Source organism: Pseudomonas hormoni, from assembly GCF_018502625.1.
GTDB classification, from domain to species: Bacteria; Pseudomonadota; Gammaproteobacteria; order Pseudomonadales; family Pseudomonadaceae; genus Aquipseudomonas; species Aquipseudomonas hormoni.
The window spans coordinates 3,966,458-3,988,013 of the sequence record NZ_CP075566.1 but is presented as its reverse complement, the minus strand read 5'-3'; the positions used below and the strand labels follow the sequence as shown (position 1 = coordinate 3,988,013).

Annotated in this window: 25 protein-coding genes and 1 pseudogene; 1 reads left to right on the top strand and 25 read right to left on the bottom strand. The window is 50.0% G+C overall.

The features are described 5' to 3' along the window. Window positions 1–25 precede the first annotated feature (25 nt). The 22 genes and pseudogenes from KJF94_RS18570 to KJF94_RS18465 form a co-directional block, all read right to left on the bottom strand. Entirely contained in the window at window positions 26–256 is a 231-nt protein-coding gene (locus KJF94_RS18570) for a hypothetical protein (protein ID WP_214377734.1), read from the bottom strand. Between the two features lie 228 nt (window positions 257–484). Continuing rightward, window positions 485–1,120 carry a reactive chlorine resistance membrane protein RclC gene (gene rclC, locus KJF94_RS18565; RefSeq protein WP_214377732.1) on the bottom strand — a complete coding sequence of 212 codons (636 nt, stop codon included), beginning with the start codon at window positions 1,118–1,120 and terminating at the stop codon, window positions 485–487. A 64-nt stretch (window positions 1,121–1,184) separates the two neighbouring features. Further along, the gene (gene grxC / locus KJF94_RS18560; RefSeq protein WP_214377730.1) at window positions 1,185–1,448 is read right to left on the bottom strand and encodes a glutaredoxin 3; all 264 of its coding nucleotides are present in this window, start codon (window positions 1,446–1,448) and stop codon (window positions 1,185–1,187) included. A 99-nt stretch (window positions 1,449–1,547) separates the two neighbouring features. Next, a complete protein-coding gene (locus tag KJF94_RS18555) occupies window positions 1,548–1,796 on the bottom strand; it encodes a DUF2790 domain-containing protein (protein WP_214377728.1) in 249 nt (82 codons plus the stop codon). 168 nt (window positions 1,797–1,964) lie between these two features. After that, window positions 1,965–2,356 (bottom strand): annotated as a pseudogene (locus KJF94_RS18550) (cyanase); the annotation flags it as partial. 209 nt (window positions 2,357–2,565) lie between these two features. Continuing rightward, window positions 2,566–3,513, bottom strand: coding sequence for a LysR family transcriptional regulator (locus tag KJF94_RS18545; protein WP_214384903.1), 948 nt, complete (start codon window positions 3,511–3,513; stop codon window positions 2,566–2,568). 407 nt (window positions 3,514–3,920) lie between these two features. Next, entirely contained in the window at window positions 3,921–4,292 is a 372-nt protein-coding gene (locus tag KJF94_RS18540) for a response regulator transcription factor (protein WP_214377724.1), read from the bottom strand. A 116-nt stretch (window positions 4,293–4,408) separates the two neighbouring features. After that, window positions 4,409–5,059, bottom strand: coding sequence for a response regulator transcription factor (locus tag KJF94_RS18535; RefSeq protein WP_214377722.1), 651 nt, complete (start codon window positions 5,057–5,059; stop codon window positions 4,409–4,411). Further along, complete coding sequence (locus tag KJF94_RS18530) at window positions 5,056–6,897, bottom strand: PAS domain-containing sensor histidine kinase (protein ID WP_250548177.1); 1,842 nt, start codon at window positions 6,895–6,897, stop codon at window positions 5,056–5,058. Before KJF94_RS18530 ends, KJF94_RS18535 begins: the two co-directional genes overlap by 4 nt. A 190-nt stretch (window positions 6,898–7,087) precedes the next feature. Then, complete coding sequence (locus KJF94_RS18525) at window positions 7,088–7,693, bottom strand: lecithin retinol acyltransferase family protein (RefSeq protein ID WP_250548176.1); 606 nt, start codon at window positions 7,691–7,693, stop codon at window positions 7,088–7,090. A 258-nt stretch (window positions 7,694–7,951) separates the two neighbouring features. Continuing rightward, the gene (locus tag KJF94_RS18520) at window positions 7,952–9,001 is read right to left on the bottom strand and encodes an acyl-CoA dehydrogenase family protein (protein ID WP_214377720.1); all 1,050 of its coding nucleotides are present in this window, start codon (window positions 8,999–9,001) and stop codon (window positions 7,952–7,954) included. A 106-nt stretch (window positions 9,002–9,107) separates the two neighbouring features. Further along, window positions 9,108–10,499 (bottom strand): MFS transporter, encoded by a 1,392-nt coding sequence (locus KJF94_RS18515; protein WP_214377718.1) that lies wholly within the window; start codon window positions 10,497–10,499, stop codon window positions 9,108–9,110. 55 nt (window positions 10,500–10,554) lie between these two features. Next, window positions 10,555–11,214 (bottom strand): carbonic anhydrase, encoded by a 660-nt coding sequence (locus tag KJF94_RS18510; RefSeq protein WP_214377716.1) that lies wholly within the window; start codon window positions 11,212–11,214, stop codon window positions 10,555–10,557. A 151-nt stretch (window positions 11,215–11,365) separates the two neighbouring features. Next, complete coding sequence (gene cynS / locus KJF94_RS18505) at window positions 11,366–11,833, bottom strand: cyanase (RefSeq protein ID WP_214377714.1); 468 nt, start codon at window positions 11,831–11,833, stop codon at window positions 11,366–11,368. A gap of 186 nt (window positions 11,834–12,019) precedes the next feature. Continuing rightward, window positions 12,020–12,496 carry a nuclear transport factor 2 family protein gene (locus KJF94_RS18500; protein WP_214377712.1) on the bottom strand — a complete coding sequence of 159 codons (477 nt, stop codon included), beginning with the start codon at window positions 12,494–12,496 and terminating at the stop codon, window positions 12,020–12,022. 117 nt (window positions 12,497–12,613) lie between these two features. Then, complete coding sequence (locus tag KJF94_RS18495) at window positions 12,614–13,246, bottom strand: carbonic anhydrase (protein WP_214377710.1); 633 nt, start codon at window positions 13,244–13,246, stop codon at window positions 12,614–12,616. Between the two features lie 625 nt (window positions 13,247–13,871). Beyond that, on the bottom strand, window positions 13,872–14,909 hold the full coding sequence (locus tag KJF94_RS18490) for an SLAC1 anion channel family protein (RefSeq protein WP_214377708.1): 1,038 nt from the start codon (window positions 14,907–14,909) through the stop codon (window positions 13,872–13,874). Window positions 14,910–15,153: 244 nt separating this feature from the next. Further along, window positions 15,154–15,813, bottom strand: a complete 660-nt coding sequence (locus KJF94_RS18485) for a carbonic anhydrase (RefSeq protein WP_214377706.1) — start codon at window positions 15,811–15,813, stop codon at window positions 15,154–15,156. A gap of 39 nt (window positions 15,814–15,852) precedes the next feature. Then, complete coding sequence (locus tag KJF94_RS18480; RefSeq protein WP_214377704.1) at window positions 15,853–16,101, bottom strand: DUF2790 domain-containing protein; 249 nt, start codon at window positions 16,099–16,101, stop codon at window positions 15,853–15,855. Window positions 16,102–16,199: 98 nt separating this feature from the next. After that, window positions 16,200–16,667, bottom strand: coding sequence for a cyanase (gene cynS, locus KJF94_RS18475; protein WP_214377702.1), 468 nt, complete (start codon window positions 16,665–16,667; stop codon window positions 16,200–16,202). Window positions 16,668–16,858: 191 nt separating this feature from the next. Continuing rightward, a complete protein-coding gene (locus KJF94_RS18470; RefSeq protein WP_214377700.1) occupies window positions 16,859–17,128 on the bottom strand; it encodes a hypothetical protein in 270 nt (89 codons plus the stop codon). 616 nt (window positions 17,129–17,744) lie between these two features. Then, window positions 17,745–18,686, bottom strand: coding sequence for a LysR family transcriptional regulator (locus KJF94_RS18465; RefSeq protein ID WP_214377698.1), 942 nt, complete (start codon window positions 18,684–18,686; stop codon window positions 17,745–17,747). A gap of 108 nt (window positions 18,687–18,794) precedes the next feature. Between KJF94_RS18465 and KJF94_RS18460 the strand changes: the two genes are divergently transcribed. Continuing rightward, the gene (locus KJF94_RS18460; RefSeq protein WP_214377696.1) at window positions 18,795–19,664 is read left to right on the top strand and encodes an SDR family oxidoreductase; all 870 of its coding nucleotides are present in this window, start codon (window positions 18,795–18,797) and stop codon (window positions 19,662–19,664) included. A 406-nt stretch (window positions 19,665–20,070) separates the two neighbouring features. On the opposite strand, the gene KJF94_RS18455 is transcribed toward KJF94_RS18460, so the two are convergent. The 3 genes from KJF94_RS18455 to dmeF are packed head-to-tail and all read right to left on the bottom strand — an operon-like array spanning window position 20,071 to window position 21,547. Then, window positions 20,071–20,253 (bottom strand): DUF1289 domain-containing protein, encoded by a 183-nt coding sequence (locus tag KJF94_RS18455; protein ID WP_214377694.1) that lies wholly within the window; start codon window positions 20,251–20,253, stop codon window positions 20,071–20,073. A 2-nt stretch (window positions 20,254–20,255) separates the two neighbouring features. Next, entirely contained in the window at window positions 20,256–20,627 is a 372-nt protein-coding gene (locus KJF94_RS18450) for a hypothetical protein (RefSeq protein ID WP_214377692.1), read from the bottom strand. A gap of 17 nt (window positions 20,628–20,644) precedes the next feature. Then, the gene (gene dmeF, locus KJF94_RS18445) at window positions 20,645–21,547 is read right to left on the bottom strand and encodes a CDF family Co(II)/Ni(II) efflux transporter DmeF (protein ID WP_214377690.1); all 903 of its coding nucleotides are present in this window, start codon (window positions 21,545–21,547) and stop codon (window positions 20,645–20,647) included. Window positions 21,548–21,556: the final 9 nt, after the last annotated feature.

The following is a 21,556-nucleotide window of genomic DNA, read 5'->3' as shown; positions in this document are numbered from 1 at the left end:
ATACATCGCTAGATTATGAAAAGTGTTAAGGGGCAATACGGCGCTTCAGTACGTGCATAAGCCGATTGAAAAAGTGCGAGGGCTCGGCGTTATGCATGACCTGATAGCAGTTCGTTTTTTGCCACGAAACTCCAGACGGCATGGCTTGGATCATCATCATTTGCGGTAGCAAAAAACTACTTTCGTGCTCGCGCATAGGAAGGCCGGATTTATCGGCATCCAAATCTGTGCAGTTACGGAACGTGTTGTCGAACATTTCGGAACTCCTAGAACGGAGAACTCTGAGGGAAGTCTCGAATGAGAACATCCCTTCAGTTTCCCCTTCTAATTGGTTTATGAGAAGGAGCAAAAATCTGATGACTCCATTCAGTTGAATGAAATAATCCCGCAAGGGCCGGAACTTGCGGCCCCACCGATTTGCAAAACAGGCACGATAGGTCGTCTATCGACCAACGGCGTGCCTGGGGCTGGCCAGAGCACCTAGTTATGGCAAGCCTATCCATTGTTGCGTTGGCTCTTTTGTCGCAGGGCATCTGCTGATCTGGGTAGTTGGTTGCAAGAGTTTGCGTGCCGAGTCCGCGATCATTACTACCGCTCCTGCAAGCATCAATACATCTTTGAGCACCAGCCTCCCTCCACCGGACAGGTAAGGAAAACCATATTGAGCATCACCAATATTCGACACCCAAGCCTCGGGAGTTGTGATCAAAAACGACAGCGTTACTAAAGGTGTTAGGAAAGCGAGTATTGCACCCACCATGCCCAACCGGCGTGAGAAGGCGTAGGTGAGGACCATTAGGCCGATGAGAATTTCAACGGTACCAAGGCCGTCTGAAAACGCGTAGGTGTGGTTCTGCGTCTGCCATGCGCGTTTCGCAGGGTCGAGTTGACCTTCGTGAGTAAGGTGTTCTTTGTATTCGGTCGGATGTTCATAGAAGAACGACATAACCGGGCTGTTAGCCACAAATGGTGTAATGCTATCCGCTTCGTACGGGGCAAATTTCAACGCCCCAATCCAAATGAATATGATGGCAACAGCGATCCGAATCAGGTGAACGCCCAAGCTATCAAGCTTGCTGGCTTTCTGAAGCGCTGATTGTAGTGAGGACTGGTAACTCATGGCTAAAATCCTTTGGTGGAATGTAGGTTTAGATGGAGTTCAAACGATTGGTTACTGAGGTGTCTCAGCACGCAACGCGCGAGTTGAGCGCCTCATTCAGTCCGCTTTCCTCCTCTAGTTGAGCCAGATCGTCATATCCCCCGACGTGCCAGTTACCAAAGAAAATCTGCGGTACCGTCCGGCGTCCGCTGCGGTTGATCATCTCGACTCGTTTTTCGACCGACGTCACTTCAATCTCATTGAACTGGATTCCTTTTTTGGCAAGCAAGCGTCTTGCTGCTTGGCAATAGGGGCAGGTGGCGGTAGCGTACATGGTGACAGTAAGCATATTTTTAACTCCAATAGTGTGTGAATTGAACTGCGGTTAAATAGAGTCGGCATTCATGGCACATGGCGGACAATAAGGCCTGGTAGTGATACTCGGTTCTTAGTTGGAGCAGCCGGTACCCATTACGCTGTATCCAAGAATATAAATTTTGCCCTCAGAGTCTTTGTAGGTTATTTCTGCCAAGGTAGGGCCGCAAACATCCGCTATCGGGGAAATGTTCACCACCTTAGAGATGTCTAGGTACATTCCATAACTGTAAGGAACAACAGTAGGTGATGCAGTGGCTTGTTGTGCGTAAGCCGACAGTGAAGCGGTAAAAATCATGGCGAGAAACAGAATTTTTTTCATGAGAATAATCTCCAATTATATGGGCGTACTGTTAATAACTTTTTCGAAGATCTAAGGTAGTCCTGGAGATACACAGGGTGGAAACGCATAAACAATTACAGTCTAAGAAATTCAGTTTTTAGATTGAGGCTTACAGTCAAATGTATTCAAGCTTCACCGACTGCCTTATACATGCATCGTATTAACTTTAAAGTTTGTCGCTTTAATCAGGCCGCCACATGTTCGTCAGCGAGAGCTTTAAGCGTGCAGCAGCAAATCTGGATCGTCTCGTCGAGGCGGTTGATGTGTGGCTCACGGGGAACGCCAATAAGGCGTCCGCTTAGAGGAATGACTTGCAGGAGAGCAACCATTTCTGTATCCAGCTCTAATTTTTCGCCAATCAACTTGGCCGACTTTTCGGGCAGTGGTTGCTGACCTAGCAATGCCGCTGTCACATAAGCCAAGCCCAGTCCAGTGCCATCCGCTAAATCTTGCCAAGACAGCCTTTTGCTGGCTTTGGCGTGGAGGATTTCGGTGATTAGAGCGATGCTAACTTCGTTGTAAACGCTAGATTGTTTCATTACGTTAACTCCAATAAAGTCTTTTGATCAGTATCGTTAAAAAGCATCGCTCAGGTGTTTGCCAATAATCATCCAGTGTGTCAATAACGTCCAAGATCGATATGCAATCCGTAGTATTGGTCCTGCCTATGGGCGTGCTTCAGGTAAATATTACTAATGGAAATGTATGTGCGTAGTTCGTTATGAGATGCTTAATTATTTACGAGTCATTATGCAGCTGCTTTTCGAAGGCTTATTTCGCTGACCGAGCCACTTCTATCAGAGAGGTGATGGCAGACTCGGGAACGAAGCCAGCGCTCTCCCGGGTCGTTGTCCAGGGTTCCACTCCAGGCCAGCGACAGCTCAAGGGCAGGAATACTCATTGGAACCGGATCCATCCGTAACCCGCCCTGTTTTGTCATGGCTGATGCAACGTACTCCGGTACGACTGCAATCATGTCCGTATCTTCAAGGAGTGTTTTGAGAGCACTGTATTGGGGAACAGCCAACACTACTTGGCGCTGCCGTCCCATAGTGTTTAACGTCCGGTCTATGGTGTCGGTCAATTCGCCATTGAGAGAGACAGAAACGTGTGGGCGATTGCAGTACTCGTCTAAGCCGAAGGCACCAGAGATCGAATGGGAACTCAGTACAGTCGGATAGATGCTACGAAGAAATTTTCGTTTTGCGTTGGCCGGAAGTTCGCGGCTGTGACATACACCAAGCGATACTTCTCCAGTGGAAAGCTGATCGGACATCATCGAGTGATCGGTACGGCGCACCACAAAGCTCACTCCTGGAGCCTCCATGCGCAGTTGACGCAGCATCCCTGGCAGCAACGAATATTCAACATCATCCGAAAGGCCAATCCGGAACACAGCATTGCTAGTCAGAGGATCAAACTCGCTGACGTTGCCGAGTGCGGCGACCATGTTGTCCAAGGCGGGAGTAAGGCTTTGAAAAATCTCAAAGGCTCGGCTCGTCGGCTCCATCGACCTACCCATGCGGATAAAGAGCGGGTCATTAAAGTATTGACGAAGTCGATTCAAAGAAGCACTGATGGAAGGCTGCCCGAGAAACAGTTTTTCACCGGCGCGGGTAAGGTTGCGTTCGTGCATCAAAGTTTCGAATACGATCAGAAGACTGAAGTCGATTTTGCGAAGATCATTCCTGTTCATCATCATCACCGTTTGGGCTATGAGCCTCAACATGCGAAAAATTAATGCAAGCAGAGCCTTTGAAATACTGACAACTGGCGCTCGATGCTTTTGAGTCATTTTGCAGTAAGTAAGCCCCAACTAAAACTGAAGTTTCTGAATTTCTAGTTTTAATCTGAAGCGCTTTGTTCGATGGCTTGTATGTAGAATAGGACTTTCGGTGTTTATGAACACTTCTACATAAGATCGAAATTTTTAGCGCCTGAGTGGTAGTGGCTAATACAGAAGTATGTGTATGAAGGTGAAAATGTCATGAGGTTGGAGATGGTTCTACGTTAGGTATTGCGGGTGAAGAGGGGGAGGAGGGAGCTGAAGGGAATAGCGTCAACAGGGGGATAGGGTGAGGACGGGCGCAATATCAGGCCGATTCAGCCTCTGGTGAAAATCTGCTCGATGCAGTCGATGATTACTTGACCATCGAATGGCTTGCTAAGAAAAGAGACCGCTCCAGCCGCGGTTGCACGATTGCGCACGGACTCTTCGGGGTAAGCAGTGATGAAGATGATTGGAATATTCTGTCCGTCGCTGGCCAGCTTGCCCTGGAGATCCAGACCGGTCATTCCAGGCATTTGGAAATCAGTGATCAGGCAGTCAGTCTCGCGGCGCTCCGCGGAGGCAAGAAAATCTTCGGCACATGAGAAAAGACAGGACTCATAGCCCATCGAGCGCACAAGGCTGCTCAACGCTATGCGACCAGATTTGTCGTCGTCGACAATGGAAATCATGGGGGTTTTATTCACTGGGTATCACCCTAAATCCGGCCGGTAGCAAAATTGAGTACGAACTGCACTCGTCGTCTGCTACCACTTTAGGGACGTATTCCATTTAAGGAAATAACACACAGGTATTACTAAGCTCAGCGTTTCACGCCGATTCCTAGTGCTTCCGCCATCCGAACCAGGTCTGCAAATGATTTCGCCTGCATCTTTTTCATCGCGTGACCACGATGAATTTTCACGGTCACTTCACTCAAACAAATCTCGCTCGCAATTTGCTTGTTCATTAACCCCTTAACCGCGTAGGCCATTACCTCTCGCTCACGAGGGGTCAAAGACCTGTAGCACGCATTCATCTCGGAATCCTGTTTGTCGATTTCTCTACGTTTCGCATCGGTTCTGAGGGCCGCTGACACGGCATCCAGAAGATCCTGATCGCGGAAGGGTTTGACAAGAAAATCCACCGCGCCGGCCTTCATTGCTTTGACGGTCATGGCGATGTCGCCATGTCCTGTGATGAAGATGATGGGCACGTTATTGTTCGCATCAAGCAATTGCCGTTGGAAATCCAAGCCACTGGATCCCTGAAGGCGTACATCAAGCACCAGGCAACATGGAGCTTGCGGATCTGGTCGCAGCAGGAACTCTGCCGCGGTGGCGAAGGTTTCCACTCGAACGTCCGTTGAGCGAAAAAGGCTGCTCAGTGCGACGCGTACAGCCTCTTCGTCATCAACCACGAAAACGATGGGCCCATTGTCAGTTGGCGTTTCGGACGCAGTATCTTGGCTCACACGTGCTCCTTCTGGGTAACTGGTAGGGACAAATAGAACGTCGCGCCTTCTCCGTGATCAGACGTGGCCCATATGCGCCCACCGTGGGCTTCGATAATTGATTTGCAAATCGAGAGTCCCATTCCCATACCTTCGGCCTTGGTGGTGTAGAAGGCTTCAAACAATTTCGACATCTGATCCGACGTAATTCCCGGGCCATTGTCCTTAATCTCAACGAGCACCTCGCCCATTGCTGAGTTTTTTAGGCTCAACCGTAAGGTTCGATTTTTTGTTTTGGCGTTGATCATTGCCTGCATGCCATTCATCAGTAAATTGATGATGACCTGCTGTAACTGTACTCGGTCGCCGTCGACTTCGGCAGCCTCGTTGAGATAGCTAAGGTCTAGCACAATTTTGTTCCGTTTGAGTTCTCTCTCGACCAGGGCTACGGACTCATCAATGATTTCAATAAAATTGAGCGTAACGTTTTGTGGCTGTGCTTTCCGGGACATTGCACGGATACGGCGTATGACTTCGCTTGCCCTATTAGTTTCACTCACCATGCGTTCAATCGCGCCGCGCACCTCGCCTATGTCAGGCACGTCTCGATTCAACCACCGCAACCCGGCGGTACCATTGGTCGTGACGGCGGCCAATGGCTGATTGACCTCATGGGCGATGGATGCAGCAAGCTCTCCGAGGGTGGCAACCCGAGTGACGTGAGCCAATTCGGCTTGTGATCGATGCAGTGCTTCCTCTGAAGTTTTGGCGTCAGTGACGTCCATCAGCGCACCGATATATTCGAAATTGTCGCGTCCATCTTCCATTAACTGCGCTAGCATTTGCAGATGCTTGACGCGTCCGTCGGCCATCAAAAGTCGGTACTCTGCGTTTATCCGAGATTCTTTCTGGTATGCATGCTTGATCGCGTCTTTAACCAGATGGAGGTCATCTGGATGGGTTCGATTCAAGACGCTGGTCAGCATTGGTTGCTCGTCGATATCGAATTCAAATATGCGCCGCGCTTCATCCGACCAGTACATTTCACCGCTTGGGATTTTGAGGCCAATGCTTCCTGTTCGACTGAGCCACTGTGCTCCTGCAAGGAACGCTTCGCTGCGTTTCAGGGCGTCTATTGCCTGCTTTCGCGCGGATATATCGTTATGGGTCGCAAGAATTGCTATGGGCTCGTTATTCTCCCCGCGTGATAACGAACATCGGCTTACAACCGTCACGCATGCCCCATCTCGACAGTGCTCGATTACCTCTCCTTCCCAGTGACCCGTTTCTAGTAACGAGGTCATCATCTCGTCCCAGGATGTCGTTATCTGGGGTGCCAAGAGGGCGCGGAAATCTTGACCTATGGCTTGCTCTCTAGACCAGCCGTATAGAGCTTCGGCGCCGGCACTCCACGTAGAGATGATGTGATTCATGTCGCGTACGATGATCGCGTCATGCGTTTGCGCAAGCAATCGCACCTGTTCCTGCAATTCATCACTGAAGGCTTTGTTTTTGAGAGCTAGAAGAGTCGTGATGCCAATCGCTGAAAGGCTGACCAAAAGTCGCGCAAAACTATCGTCATAAAAATCCAGACCGTGTTGTGAGACAAATGCAATCAGCGTCAACCCGATGCAAAACAGAGAAACGAGGATAACGCCCTTTTTGGGGAATATATTGACGGAAATCAGAATCACCGCCACGTAGAGCACCGCTATGGCGACACGGATTGAGCTGGCAAGGTCGACGACGAATATGGTGCTTGAAAGCGCTATTGCGCCTAAGCGTTGAAGCTGCAAAGAAGAAAGAAGGGTGCGTGAGGACGTTTCAGTAATTACCTTCGGTTCCGTTATGATTTTCATAAATCAATTGGCCTGCTAGGTCTGCAATTCGACACCGACAATAAACTCAATTTTAGTCGGTAGAACTGCGGCAGGCAAAACCGTTCGCCGGCGTAAAAGCGCGCCAGTTCGCAATAAAATAGCCGTTTTGATCGTCATAATTCAGTGGGTCGAAAGAGTCCTCGTTTTGGAGTGGAATTCAATTCTTACGCTATGCGATCAGACAAGGTTCCTGAGCGTAAACCTGACCTATCAGCCGAAAAGGGAAATGGAGGAACTCAGCGACTTGAGCGCTATGGCTGGTACCCGTAATACACCAGTTGCAGAAGTGCTCACAATTGTTGGAGAAGATTTTATACTGCGACTCGCCAATCCTGGAGCGTGCACGCACGACGATTTCATCGTTTGTGAAAGCCGTTTGTTCCTGATAGACCCAAGCGGACCTACCATTGGCAAATCGTTCCAGGTCGGTGACTTCAATAGGACCCGCTCTCAGTGATCCGCTCAGTCCTGAATAGTGTGCGACCTTGCCGTTTCCAAGATAAATTCCATGATGCACATAGAATTTACGTGGACTGACAAGGTGCGATCCTGCTGGCAACCAGTCGATGTCTTGGCCGATCAATCTAACGCTCGCATCAACGCTTCCGTTGTTTTGTGAGGCACCGTTATCGGAAATGCTGATATGCAATTCTATTCCGAGGGATTCGCTATTCAGGCAAGACACAAGGCTCACGTCAATCAGAGCAGATCTGAAGAACGTGAGAGACCTCAGCGATGACAGTCTTTTGGCGATGTTCGTAATCAGCATGTTCATGACGAAATCCTCCGAAACCTTAGGAAAAAGAATATCTTCCAGGGGCCGGAAATACATTCGTGCATAGGGCTTATCTTGGTAGTCAGAAAATATACGGACCTAATACTTCGGTATGGCATGAGTGAGATTTTGGTGTGGATCGGCAGCGGTGTCTGACTTATCAAGGTTGAGGAAGCACCCAAGCTTGCACCCGGCATATCAGCACATCCGTTGCTGATTTATCAGAATACGCGACGATCGAGGAACAACTCACCTTCGCTATCGTTGCAGCTGAGCGCGAAGCTGGACCAGCGTCGGAGTAACAACTGGTATGAACGCCGATTCACGCCAACGTCGGGCGAATCCGATCCCATGTTCATCCAGATATGCTTTGCCACCGCTCGCTTGCAGTTCCAATTGCACAGCGTTAGCAGCTGCCTCAGCAAAGGATATCCGTAAGCAAAATAAAGCTGCGGGCTGTTCCCGAAAACGCCCGTTCAGTAACCCACGTTTAAGTTCGCTAACCATCCCTTCCAATTGCCAGCGTTGGTTCAGCAAGGTTTCTAGTAGAATCGAGCGGTCGTGCTGCAAATGTTCCTCCACTTCCTGCAATGATCGTCTGGCTAGTCCAATGGACATGCCACACTGCAAACCGAGAAATGCTGGTCGCGCTGATTGCAGAAAAGCGTGCGCATCTTCATGCAGCAGCCAGTCGCTCCCTACCTCGGCCTGTACAACATCTAGGGCAGCTGTGTTGCTGGATTGCAATCCCATCAACTGCAAATCTTCTGAACGCTGAAGGCCCGTAGTTGAGCCCGGAATAGCTAAAATGAAGGGCGTACCACCTTGCGTATTCTCTACAGCCGCAGCAACAACGAATCCACTTCTGCGCAAATTTGTTACCCAGTGAAGTCCTCCATTCAAGGCCCAACCCGCTTCGGTTGCGCTTCCTTGCACTTGCAGAGCTTCAATCCCCGACAGATATTTGATGGCATTGGAAAGGCCAGTTGCACCTGCCAGTTTTCCATCGAGCAGGAACGGTAATAACCTTTCGCGCAATGCAAAATTTGAGCTTTGCAGAACATATTCGATGAATGTGCGCTGACCCCAAAGGACAAAAGCTGCCGTCAGTGAATGGCTGGCAACAGCGGCTAAAATTTCCACCGCGTCGGCCAAGTTTTTACCGCTACCGCCTAAAAAAGGACTGATTCCAACACGTAAAACGTTGGCTCTCGCCAGTTGTGACAAAACTTCTTGTGGATCACTGGATCCCGAGTCAAGTCCCTCCGCGTGCGTGTCCAGCCATTGGCTTAATGCCAGGTCGAGCATTTGTATTCTCCGAGAACACACACTGCGTTCCACTTATGAGGCGTAAAATAATTGCCCCCGTCAGACCTATCCATGGGACTCATCGTGCGACGACAGCGCTCGTTGATCAAGTTCGTACAGCGACCACCCGCCCGAAACTTGCGACACTTGCGGCTCCCGCAAATGCAGCAGCAGCCCACAGTGCGAATATTGCTCCATGCTCGCTCGACAACATGAAGCAGTAGGCAACCAAAGCCGCCCCGGTGGATTGTCCGATGAGCCGAGAAGTAGCAACCATCCCACTAGCGCTACCAGCACGTTGAGGTGGAGCGCTACCCATAAAACCTTTGAGGTTAGGCGCTTGGAAAAACCCAAATCCAACCCCGCACATAGCCATGCGCCAACTGATATTGATCGTGGACGGGGCATCAGGCATCAGCACCAAGGCGAGTAATCCAGCTGCCAATATCGCAAGGCCGATTCCTCCTAAAGCACCAGGTGAATAGTGATCGCTCAATCTGCCAGCAATAGGGGCCATGATTGCGACCATCACTGCCCAAGGAGTCATCAGAAATCCTGTTTCAACGGGTGATCGACCAAGTGTGGAAAAGAAGTAAAAAGGCAGGGCAACAAATGCGAGCCCCTGAGCCGCGAAGGTGCAGACAGACGTTACGACTGATAGCGCGAACATGGGGCGGCGTAGCAAGTCGATTGGCAGCATTGGCGCTTTATGGTCTGCCTGCCGATGCAGTAACAACGCGAAAAACAATGCTGCGCCAACCAACTCCAACAGCAGCGTTGTAACGTTGGCTTGATGGGCCGCGTCTCCGAAAAGCAATATCAACAGACTGAATGCCACTACGTTGTAAAGGGCGGTTAATCCATCGAATTTGTGCGTTGCACGGTGAGTGGCAGGCAGTACTTTACGACCGAGGAAAAATGCAACCAGGCCAAGCGGGACGTTAATTGCGAAGAGCCATGGCCAACTGGCGACTGACAAAATAAGGGATGACATGGTCGGCCCTATCGCAAAAGCGACGGCGACCACGAGAGCGTTGGTCCCGTAGCCTCGCCCCAACATTTTTGTTGGATAGATGGCTTTCAGCATGGCGGTATTCACGCCCATAACGGCACTAGCTCCGACCCCTTGGAGAAGACGAGCGGTGACCAGTGATGGCAATGACCAGGCAAGTGCGCAGCCTAAGGAAGCAATCGTGAATAAAAGAAGTCCAAAAAGAAGAACTCTGCGATAGCAGATGATTTCACCAAGGGCAGCGAACGGTAATAGCGTCGCTACCATCGCCAGTTGGTAGACGTTGATGATCCAAACTGATGACGCGGGTGTTGTGTTTAATTGCTCAGCAATTGCTGGCAAAGCTACGTTGGCTATCGCCGTGTCAAGGGATGCCATGGCAACACCTATGGCGAGGGAAAATACGGCAAGACGGCGAGCGTTTTCAGGCAACCCATCGGCGGTAGGGAGGACACTTTCCGCACCCGTTGTTGTTTCTCTGGACATGCTGGCTCCTATATCTAAGTTTGGTGCCTGGGTGTGCCTCAAATTTGAGAGTAGTTCATGCCGCGGCTTGAGCGCGCGCATGCACAGCACAGGTAGTAGGGTGCTTTACCAAAGATTTGAAGCTGCGGTTGTCGGAATCCAGAGCGTCTATCGAGCCGGTTTCGATGTCGTACACCCAGCCATGCAAATTCAGTAGGCCCTTTTCGTTAGCCAAACGTACGCTTGGGTGGGTCTGGATGTTGGCCAGTTGGGCAATGACGTTCTCACGAACCATCGAACTGACCTTGGCTGCTTCACTGGCGTGAGGCCGAGATTCGTTGATGACTTTCGCCGACTCGGCATGTTGCAACCAGCCAGCGACGGCAGGCAGATGGTCCATGCATTTGCACTTGGCAACGGCTGTCATGGCGCCGCAATCCGAGTGTCCGCAGATCACGATGTCGGTCACACCCAACACAGCAACGGCGTATTCGATCGTTGCGGATACCCCACCAGATTGCGGGCTGTAGGACGGCACGATGTTGCCAGCATTGCGAATGACGAAAAGCTCACCTGGCTCTTGCTGCATCAACAGCTCGGGTACGACACGACTGTCAGAGCAGCTGATAAACAAAGTGCCAGGATGTTGTGTGGTGGCCAGATGCTTGAACAAATCAGTCCTTTGTGGAAACACTTCCTTTTGAAATTTCAAAAGACCATCAATAAGAGCTTTCATGATTTTATCCTGTAAAAAGTGGAGGAGTGAATGATTACTCGGCTCATGACGAATCCTCCAATTAGAAATGGTGATATTTAAGATTGATTAATTAGTTTTTAAAACAGGCCCGCATAGGATACGGGCCGAATGCCAGGGGAGAGTTGCGCTCTTAGAAAGGGCGCAGTGGCAGGAACTTACCGTCCAGGGTGATCACGGCACGATGACCGCCTTCTGGGTCTTCAATTTTCTTCATATCAAGTTTGAAGTTAATCGCGCTAATAATGCCGTCCCCGAATTGTTCGTGAACTAGGGCTTTAAGGGTCGTGCCGTAGATCTGGATCATTTCGTAGAAGCGATAGATCGTCGGATCCGTAGGTACGCCATTCAGGCTGCCGCGCAGCGGGATGATTTGCAGGGCGGCTACCGCATCGGCATCCAGGTCTAGCTTTTCACCGACAACTTTAGCGGCGCTTTCGGGCAGAGGATGTTGGCCAAGCAGGGCGGCCGTGACATATGCCAAGCCGAGGCCAGTGCCGTCGGCCATATCCTGCCATGACAAGTTTTTACGTGCCTTGGCATCGAGAATTTCAGTAGTCAGGGCAAGGCTGGAATCTTTGTAAGCGTGGGACTGGACCATGGTATTTCTCCGATCAATTTCGTATGGTTAATAGTGACGAGTTGGTGTCGCTTTGCTGTGAAACAATCATCGTCTGAACCGCAGATAGCGTCCAAGACCCATTTACAATCCATTGGATAAGTCCTCCCTATAGATAAGCGTTGTCAGAAATGGAACAATTATTCAGGTTCTAAAACCTGTTAAAATTCAAAAGCCTAAAGCGGAAAGACTTGGGTGGTCGTCTGGCCGCCTACCTAATGGCCATCGAAAATTTCGCTCAGACTCTTTGATTGGCATGTCATTTACGCAGGCAAAACGATGAGCCATAAGTCCATCGTCTGCGAACTCCCAGTTTTCATTTCCATATGAGCGGTACCAATTTCCTGAATCGTCGTGCCATTCATAGGCGTACCGCACCGCGATGCGGTTATCAGTAAAAGCCCATAACTCTTTGATGAGCCGATACTCCAGCTCCTTGTTCCATTTTCGAGTCAGGAATGCAGCTGCTTCCGCCCGGTTTGCTGCAAAGTCCACTCTATTACGCCATTTCGTGCTTGGGGTGTATGCCAGCGACACTTTCTCCGCGTTACGGCTATTCCAGCCATCCTCTGCAAGACGAACTTTAAGGGTTGCAGACTCACGATCAAACGGCGGCAGCGGTGGGCGGGTTTCCGATTCAGACATAATAATTACTCCAAATCTTAACGGTGCCAGATAAATTGTATGGATTCAGTAAGTGGGGTTGTTAGCTTTTAATATAGTTGGTCACTTATTAAAAAACTATTATCACTCAACTTGTCATTAGGCTTTGGTTTCTGGGAAGTCCACTAGTGACACAAATTTATTGGTTGTGCCATCAAGTGCCTCGATTGATCCAGATTCGATGTCGTAAACCCAGCCATGCAGATTTAGCTTTTTTTGCTCCAAGGCAAGTCTTACACTGGGGTGTGTTCGTAAGTTGGAGAGTTGAGCGATGACATTTTCGCGGACCATTGAACAAATGCGATCTTTGTCGGATGTAAATGTACGAGTGGAATTGATCACTTTTGCGGATTCTGCATAGCTCATCCAAGCAGCAACAGCTGGTAAATGGTTGAGGGGTTTTCCACTCGAAACCGCGGTCATTGCCCCGCAGTCTGAATGCCCACAAATAACGATGTCGGACACTCCGAGCACCGCAACGGCATATTCGACGGTGGCTGTCACACCACCTGGCTGCGGCCCGTAGGAGGGAACAATATTTCCCGCATTGCGTATTACGAACAGCTCACCTGGTTCCTGCTGCGTGAGCATTTCTGGGATAACTCGGCTATCAGAACACGTAATGAATAACGTTTCAGGGGTTTGCGTGGTAGCGAGATATTTAAAAAGATCCGTTCTTTGTGGAAATACTTCTTTCTGGAATTTGATGAAACCTTCGATGAGCGCTTTCATTGTCTGTTACCCCTCTGGTGGTGTGCTGAACCGTATTTTTACTAAAGGCTAGTGTGAGTGTAGGATGTCGTCCAATATTAAGAGGGCGTAATGGCCTCGCTGTTATATGAAATGAATATACTGTTCGTATTTGTTTGTGCTACTGAATGGATTAAGTTTTAATTAATGTCGTGTGGTGGAATAGTTGCGGTACCGCATCGCACATTGTTCATGGTTTCACACAGCGTTTTTGCTTTTTTAAGTGCTTCATTGAGTTGTGGGGTAATGGCGGCTCTCCGTTAACGTGTGAATCTGAATTACGTAAGCTTGTAACGGTTGCAGACCAAACTTGGTTTGGTCCGTTGGTCAGTTAATTCCCAACGCGCTCAGCTTTAGAAACTCTGTAATGCGCTGCATTCCTGGCGCTGTCGTGATCGACATTGCAGTCTACGAAATGTGAAGGTATTGAAAATAAAAACGGAGACACGGAAACCCATGATTACATTCGGGTGTACTTATTCTTTCTAAATAGCCGGTTAATCCACTGGCGTAGAGTCGGAAGTGGGTTTGTGATTACGGAAGAGTTAGTGCGCGAAATTAAATGCTTGGCTTGCTATGTTGAGGGTATGGAGACATAAGAGTCTTATTAACCAATAAGTAGCTTCAAATTACCTTTCAAAATGTTCGCGATGGTCTTTACAAACATTGCGAGCAGAAGCAATGTCACGCCTACCAACAATACAATTGCCACCGAATGTGTAAAGAGATTGGGGGAGTATTCTGCGTAGCGCAGTGTGCACACTGAAGCGGAGGCGAGAGGAAAACTCACGGACCACCAAGACAGGCGAAAAGGGCAGATGATCGCCAAATAACGTAGGCGACCAATCATCACAGATAGTAAAAAAATAGTCAGCATATAAAGGGCAGTAGCAAACCGATCTATTTCTCCAACAACATTTACGTAAGCTGAAAAACCAACGGCGAAAGGTGCAATTAAAATCATCAGGGAAGGCTGAAGCGAAGGGATTAGAGGCTTTTCAAATATCAATCTCGACATGATCAAAGTGAACAATGGCATAGCGAAGAAGAACCCAATGGCAAGCGAGAACATCAATAATTCGTTCTGACCGTGTATCTCTAAGGTGGGTACTGCTATGGGTATGTTTATCAACCCGACCATGGGAATGATCCAGGCTGGAGTAGCGTGCTCTGTCTGCTGTTGCTCTCCGAGCCAGCGAGAAATGATCACCCAGGCAAAAAGGATCATGCCCAGCGTTCCGATTGCCCATATCCACCGCGCTACGGATAAGCTGTAAACGGAGACCGGGTTCGGAATCAGGATGAGACTGATGAATAATGTTCCAAACAGGTTGCCAGCGATGGGATGTTGGAATTCGGCCTTGACAGCTTTCAACCCCGTAGCTGCCTTGATCGAATATCCTATTCCCACAAGGATGAAAGCCAGGATCGCCAAACCTCCGAAAAAACTAGCTATCCAGGATGGCAAGCCATAGAGGCTGTCTGCGAATTTCCAAGCTGACGATAAACCGGTCAGCCCCATTACCGCGCCGAACATCGCCACTGGCAAATAACTCAGCGTACCCTCCCGAGTTGCTGTCGTAGGTGTGCCGTAAGCCTGAATAGTTTCGGCTGGCGAAATTGGGATGCGGATTTCACTACTCAAAGTACGCCCCCCAGTTCTGCTGACAGCAGTGAATCGGATTGCCCTGGTCTGTCGGCTATCCACTAAACCCAAGTCGGTGACTGATGGCATTGGAAAAGCTGCAAACTGAGCAGCTTTGATCTCAAGCGAGTGTCAGTCAGTTGAGATTATGAGCAGCCCACGGTTTCGTAACGAGTTAAGAGCTGTGAAACGGTGTGATGAGATGCTAACTGCTGGTCGGATGAACATCTCAACACTTTCCGGATCACGCCACTGCTAGAGCGCGCGCATGCACAGCACAGGTAGATGGATGATTTACCAAGGAATTGAAGGTGCGGTTGTCTGCATCCAGAGCGTCTATAGAGCCGGTTTCGATGTCGTACACCCAGCCATGCAAATTGAGCAGGCCTTTTTCCTGCGCTAGACGCACACTTGGATGGGTCTGGATGTTGGCCAGTTGGGCAATGACGTTCTCACGCACCATCGAGCTGACTTTAGCCGCATCATCGGCGTGAGACCGCGACTCATTGATGACTTTCGCCGATTCCGAATGCTGCAACCAGCCTGCGACCGCAGGCAGGTGATCCATGCATTTACACTTGGCAACGGCGGTCATGGCGCCGCAGTCCGAATGGCCGCAGATCACGATATCGGTCACGCCCAGCACGGCGACGGCGTATTCTACCGTGGCCGACACGCCGCCGGGATGGGGGCTGTAGGAAGGCACGATGTTCCCCGCGTTTCGGATCACGAACAGTTCACCGGGTTCTTGTTGGGTTAGCAGCTCCGGCACCACGCGGCTGTCGGAGCAAGTGATAAACAGCGTTCCGGGGTGTTGCGTGGTTGCTAAGTGTTTGAACAGGTCAGTCCGTTCTGGAAACACTTCATTTTGAAATTTCAAAAAGCCTTCAATTAGTGCCTTCATGATTTGATCCTGCCAAAGTCGGAGAGTTAAAAGTTATGATTAATTGGTGCAGCCGCCACCTATGATGCTGTATTCCAACGTATGCGTTTGCCCTTGAGAGTCTTGGTACGTCATTTGTACTGGTGTCGGGGCGCATATAGGTGCCGCTTCGGTAATGTGGATTACTTTGGCAATATCCAAATGCATACCATATTTATAATGTACGACGTCTGTCGTGGTGGCTACATCTTGTGCAAATGCCGAAAAAGAGGCTGTCAGCGATAATGCGAGAAGCAGAATATTTTTCATGGTGAATCCTCCAGTTTTTGGTGATGAGTAGAACCCGAATAAGAAGTTTGAAGCAGGCCCGCAAGGCTGCGGGCCGAATTACAGTTTCATTTGTATCCTTAGAAAGGACGCAGTGGCAGGAACTTACCGTCGAGCGTGATTACTGCACGATGACCACCTTCTGGATCTTCAACTTTCTTCATATTCAGCTTGAAGTTGATCGCGCTGATGATGCCGTCGCCGAATTGTTCGTGAACCAGGGCTTTAAGGGTCGTGCCATAGATCTGGATCATTTCGTAGAAGCGATAAACTGTTGGGTCCGTCGGAACGCCATTGAGACTGCCGCGCAGTGGGATGATTTGCAGGCGAGCTACCGCGTCGGCATCCAGGTCGAGTTTTTCGCCGATCACTTTGGCTGCGGCTTCAGGAAGCGCGTGTTGACCGAGCAGAGCTGCGGTGACGTATGCCAGGCCGAGGCCAGTGCCTTCTGCCATATCTTCAAAAGACAGCTTTTTGCGAGCTTTAGCGTCCAGGATTTTGGCGGTCAGTTCGAGGCTGGTGTCTTTGTAAGCGTGGGACTGTGTCATTGTGTTTCTCCTATCGGATTACGAGGTTTGAGTTGCTAGTTGGTGTTGCGTTTGTGTGTGGCAATCTTCTGCCGTTTGCTTGATAGCGTCCAAGACCGATATGCAATGCTCTGCATAAGCCCTTCCTATAGATGTATTTGAAGGGTTCAAAACCTTGTGTTTAAAGTGTCGTCCGCCAAGGTGCTCTTATTTCACATAAATGATGAGTGACTTGAGTTGAAGGCAGCGTTAGCCAAGTCACCTGAATAGCCAGTTTTAAAAACAGGTGAACTGGTCTCTGGGTCAAAGTCGCTGGCGTTGCGCAATACTGCCGCCATGGTGTCTATAACCGGCGTCAGGTTTTGCAGTATTTCTGTTGCTCTGATTGTAGGCTCCAACGTTTTACCCAATCGAACAAAGAGTGGATCATCGAAAAGTTCACGCAATCGGCTAATGGCAACATTTATCGATGATTGACACATAGACAGTTTCTCACCAGCGCGAGTGAGCTGTGCTCTTGCATCAAAGTTTCGAAAATGATTAAAAGACTAAAGTCGACTTTGCGAAGTTCGTATCTGGTCATTCTTATCACCGTGGGCCGATAAATTGTTGTTAGGTAGTCAATGCAATTTTAACCTTACGTTTATAGCCGTCCTGCTCGTTAACTGTCTCTGCGTAAGGGGCGCATACGGGAGTAGCTCTTGCTAGTTATGTCTGTGATCCCTACTCAGTAACTTCATTGCTGCCTTGGATCTAGAGTGCAATGTTTGGCATAAATCTGCACTTCTACGTAAGTCCGCATTTTTTAGTGCGTCAGTGCTGTCGACTAATACTGAGGTATGTCATTCGTCATGAGGGAGTATCAGAAAATGCTTCGGATTGTTCCCAACCCTCTGCAATTTGTAGAAATAGCGCCGAGGAAGGGGAGGAGGGAGTCGAACAACAGTGGATAAGATCCATCAAGAGCTTCAGGAATGTGTGTGTGCGGGGTGTTAAGGGGCGGAAGCTTGCCCGCAAAAAGGTTCGCTTAAAGGGAAATACAGAAGACTGGCTTGCGCCATAGGGGACCAGTTAGGTGCTGGAGGGAGGGGGTGAAGATCACGTGTTCAATTCGCTGGTAGCGCTGAATTGATCACTGATTTTTCCTTGGAAATGCTCTACGAGAAAATCTATGAATACTCGGGTTTTGGCAGGTAGTGCTTTTCTTGCAGGGTAGTACACGGAGATCGATCCTAAATCCACGTACCAATCCGGTAGCAGTCGAATTAGCTCGCCTCGCTGCAACCAGGGCCAAGCGCGTTCGAGAGGCACCAAGGCGACACCTAAGCCCATCCGAGCGCAACTGCACAGCGCCTCTGGATCATTCATGATCACGGTAGCTTTGAGGTCTAAGTCAAAGGTCTCTTTCGCAGCATTACGTAGCGTCCACGAGCGTAGCCGACCTGTATCCGTAGAGCGGGCGACGATACCTTCCTGCCCCTGCAAATCTTCTGGCATGACGGGCGAAACCTTTCCTTCCAGCCATTCTGGAGATGCGACGGCGACTAAATGAAGCTTGGCCAGTTCCCTAGCTACAACCTCAGGCGACAGTTCAATACCGCCACCTATAGCTACATCGAAACCATCACGAATCAAATCAACGCGTCTTATCTCCAGGTGCCAATCGGGCACAACGTTGGGGTAACGCTGTTTGAAAGTTTTCAGGAGGGGCAGGATGTAATCGTATGCGAAAGACGGGGCCAAATTGACGCGCAATCGACCAGCAGGTAGTTCCCGTGACTCACCGAGTTCTGATATGGCTGACTGAATGGTATCGAGGCTTCCAGCGACCTTTTGGAAAAACGCTTCACCTGCTTCTGTAAGGGTCAGACTTCGGGTGCTGCGCTGGAATAACCGTGTGCCCAGCTTCGTTTCCAGACGAGCGATATTTTTACTGACTGCCGCGGAAGAGATGCCCATACGCCTAGCGGCTTCGGAGAAGCTGGCGGCTTCAGCGACGCGTATAAACAGTTCAATATTGCTAAGCATATCTGAAGTCATCTCTAACTTTTGGTTGAAGCTGATTCTACCTTTTGGGGGCTAATTCTGTGTGGCCTTTGTAATCATAGTGATGGCTCTTCGGGTCACTAAAGTTCAAAGGTAAATTGCATGGGGAAAATTCTGGTCACGGGCTCGACAGGAAGGCTCGGCAGTGCGGTATTGCGATCGTTGGCGCAAAAGGTTCCAGCTTCAAGTCTCGTGGCATTGGCCAGGAATGCTCGCAGGACACGATCTCTGACCTCGATGGGGATTGAGGTTCGTTACGGCGACTACGCTGACTACAAATCTCTTGTGGCTGCTTTTACTGGTGTGGATAAGATTTATCTGGTCTCCGCAGATGTGTTCAGCGACCGTTTAAGCCTCCATAAAAACGTAATTGATGCCGCGCGTAGAGCCGGAGTCCGTCATGTGATCTATACGAGTATCCAGCGTTTAGACCAGGACCAATCACCAATCCAAGGCCTTACCGATAGCGACATCGCGACGGAGGCTCTTTTGAAGCTTTCGGGTCTGGACTACACAATCGTCTGGCATCCGCTTTATGCAGATGAGCTGCCGACTTTCATTGGCGATGATGCAACCAATAAAGATTTCAGTGCGCCCGCCGGGCAGGGGCGCATTGCACTGACAAGCAGTGATGAGCTAGCTGAAGCAGGGGCTGTCTTGCTCAGCCAAGAGGGTCATGAAAATCGTGCTTATTTATTGAACAGCGGGCAGGCTTGGTCCTTCCAAGAAATCGCTCAAACCTTGTCGCATCTAACGGGAAAGGCTATTTCTTATCATTTAATCTCTGCCGAAACGTTCATTGCTGCTAGAGAAGCAGAAGGTTGGCCACCTATAATTTCAGACTTCGTCGCCGGGTGGTTTTCTGCCATTGAGAAGGGCGCTTTTAACGAAACAAGCAGCACGCTTGAAGAGCTTTTAGGGCGGAAACCAAAAGGCTTGGAGGCCATCCTCAAAGGCGCGTTCGATCTCTAGGAGACTCGATATACGTGACAAGTGATGCCGTCACGAATGGGTAAGCTGGTTCGATAATCGACTGGAATTCTGAAGGGCAAGAGCCCTTCGGAGGAATTTTGAAAGAGTGCGGATATCATGGGTAAAGCATTAATCGTGCCAACAATATAGAATTCGCTTGACAGCATTTTTATTCCATTAATATAATGGTTTACGGTTGACTCGCTACCCCTTGATACCAACCAAGGTGTGCATCGCAACTCCCCTGGTTCCTTCCCGACAGCGAAGCGTCGGGTAAGCTTTGGTGGTTTTTTTGAAAACAAATAAGCCAGCAAGGGCTATTTTTTAAAGTCACGATTGCTCGGATGCGATTGTCAATTTTCCTGTCGTATCTGAATATAGATTTAAGTTCTGTACGCTAATCCGCCTATCCATTTGCTTTTTTCAGCCCTTTCAAGCGCACATTCGCCCTTTGCACAGCGGCCATTTTTTCAGGCCGCTTCATGCGTTTCCATTTCTTGATGTCTTCCTTGCTGCGTCCGCAGCTCACGCACAGGTCACCGCTCAACTGGCAGACCGCATTGCATGGGTTCTCGATTTCCTTTGCCATCCTCAACAACCCTTCGCCACAAGTGATTGCACAATGCGCTTTTGCCAATCGCCGCCGTGGCTCCTTTGACATTCTTCCTCGGAGTCGAAGCGAATCGTTCGATCAGAGGCCTTAACGTCGAGCTTTGCTTCGTGCAGGGCGATGGTGGTCAGCTCGAACACCCGTGCTTTGGAATTAGCCTGGGCGAGTTTTTTGTCGGCCAAGGTTTCGAACACCCAGGTCACCGTCAGCGTTTCTGCGAAGGCGTTCGAGTCAGCGGTGTGGGTCAGCCAGGTAAAGCCCTGGATTTCAAATTTGGCGGTCTCGCACGCATCAGTCAGCGTGCTGACCACGCGACGTTCGATGCGCCCGAGTTCGCGTTTGCCTATAGGCATGGGGTTTCCTTTGGGCATCAGACGGGGCGAAATTCGACCGTCAGGTGGCTAACTTCGTGAACAGACTTGAGGCGTTCACGAATGCTTTCGGCATTGGTCGAGGACTGGCCCATGACACTGACGATCGCCGCATGGGCCTCGGGTCCCACCCTCCAAACATGTAGGTCGGTGATGGTTGCGTCGCCAGGCTTTTCAACTAGCTCCCGTATTTCCTCGGCGACGTGCTCATCGGTTTGATCCAGCAGCACTGCCGAAGTAGCACCCATCAGGAGCCATGCCCAGCGCGCGATGACTATAGCGCCGACAATGCCAATGACCGGATCCAGCCATACCCATCCTAGATACCGGCCAGCGAGTAAGGCCACGATGGCTAGAACGGAGGTCAGGGCATCCGCGATGACATGCACGTAAGCGGATTTTAGGTTGTTGTCATTGCCGTGGTGATCATGCGCGTGGTCATGATTGTGACCGTGGCCAAGCAGCAGGGCGCTGACAACGTTGACGATCAAACCGACAATCGCGATGAGCGTTGCAGTGCCGAATTGCACCTCAGTTGGCTGCAACAGGCGCATTACGGACTCTACGCCGATGCCCAGGGACACCATGCCCAAAATGAGCGCCGATGCGAACCCACCAAGGTCGCCCACTTTGCCCGTGCCAAAGCTATAGCGCTGACTGGTGGCATGGCGCTTTGCGTATCCGTAAGCCGCAGCAGCTATACCCAAGGCGCCGGCATGGGTAGCCATGTGAAAGCCATCGGCAAGTAACGCCATGGAGCCGGTTATGTAGCCGGCGGTGATTTCGCCAACCATCATCACCACTGTCAGGGCTACCACCCAAAGGGTGCGCTTGGCGTTTTCTTCGTGGGCAGACCCAAGGAAGACGTGTTGGTGTATGTGACTGACACTGGAACTGCTCATGACCCGATA

Bases quoted from the DNA above. Each gene is read 5' to 3' on its own strand.
- KJF94_RS18520 (WP_214377720.1), bottom strand. From the start codon at position 9,001: ATGCTCGACCTGGCATTAAGCCAATGGCTGGACACGCACGCGGAGGGA.
- KJF94_RS18495 (WP_214377710.1), bottom strand. From the start codon at position 13,246: ATGAAAGCGCTCATCGAAGGTTTCATCAAATTCCAGAAAGAAGTATTT.
- KJF94_RS18500 (WP_214377712.1), bottom strand. From the start codon at position 12,496: ATGTCTGAATCGGAAACCCGCCCACCGCTGCCGCCGTTTGATCGTGAG.
- KJF94_RS18485 (WP_214377706.1), bottom strand. From the start codon at position 15,813: ATGAAGGCACTAATTGAAGGCTTTTTGAAATTTCAAAATGAAGTGTTT.
- KJF94_RS18480 (WP_214377704.1), bottom strand. From the start codon at position 16,101: ATGAAAAATATTCTGCTTCTCGCATTATCGCTGACAGCCTCTTTTTCG.
- KJF94_RS18465 (WP_214377698.1), bottom strand. From the start codon at position 18,686: ATGACTTCAGATATGCTTAGCAATATTGAACTGTTTATACGCGTCGCT.
- cynS (WP_214377702.1), bottom strand. From the start codon at position 16,667: ATGACACAGTCCCACGCTTACAAAGACACCAGCCTCGAACTGACCGCC.
- KJF94_RS18470 (WP_214377700.1), bottom strand. From the start codon at position 17,128: ATGTGTCAATCATCGATAAATGTTGCCATTAGCCGATTGCGTGAACTT.
- KJF94_RS18510 (WP_214377716.1), bottom strand. From the start codon at position 11,214: ATGAAAGCTCTTATTGATGGTCTTTTGAAATTTCAAAAGGAAGTGTTT.
- cynS (WP_214377714.1), bottom strand. From the start codon at position 11,833: ATGGTCCAGTCCCACGCTTACAAAGATTCCAGCCTTGCCCTGACTACT.
- KJF94_RS18460 (WP_214377696.1), top strand. From the start codon at position 18,795: ATGGGGAAAATTCTGGTCACGGGCTCGACAGGAAGGCTCGGCAGTGCG.
- dmeF (WP_214377690.1), bottom strand. From the start codon at position 21,547: ATGAGCAGTTCCAGTGTCAGTCACATACACCAACACGTCTTCCTTGGG.
- KJF94_RS18515 (WP_214377718.1), bottom strand. From the start codon at position 10,499: ATGTCCAGAGAAACAACAACGGGTGCGGAAAGTGTCCTCCCTACCGCC.
- grxC (WP_214377730.1), bottom strand. From the start codon at position 1,448: ATGCTTACTGTCACCATGTACGCTACCGCCACCTGCCCCTATTGCCAA.
- rclC (WP_214377732.1), bottom strand. From the start codon at position 1,120: ATGAGTTACCAGTCCTCACTACAATCAGCGCTTCAGAAAGCCAGCAAG.
- KJF94_RS18455 (WP_214377694.1), bottom strand. From the start codon at position 20,253: ATGGCAAAGGAAATCGAGAACCCATGCAATGCGGTCTGCCAGTTGAGC.
- KJF94_RS18555 (WP_214377728.1), bottom strand. From the start codon at position 1,796: ATGAAAAAAATTCTGTTTCTCGCCATGATTTTTACCGCTTCACTGTCG.
- KJF94_RS18530 (WP_250548177.1), bottom strand. From the start codon at position 6,897: ATGAAAATCATAACGGAACCGAAGGTAATTACTGAAACGTCCTCACGC.
- KJF94_RS18525 (WP_250548176.1), bottom strand. From the start codon at position 7,693: ATGAACATGCTGATTACGAACATCGCCAAAAGACTGTCATCGCTGAGG.
- KJF94_RS18570 (WP_214377734.1), bottom strand. From the start codon at position 256: ATGTTCGACAACACGTTCCGTAACTGCACAGATTTGGATGCCGATAAA.
- KJF94_RS18545 (WP_214384903.1), bottom strand. From the start codon at position 3,513: ATGAACAGGAATGATCTTCGCAAAATCGACTTCAGTCTTCTGATCGTA.
- KJF94_RS18450 (WP_214377692.1), bottom strand. From the start codon at position 20,627: ATGCCTATAGGCAAACGCGAACTCGGGCGCATCGAACGTCGCGTGGTC.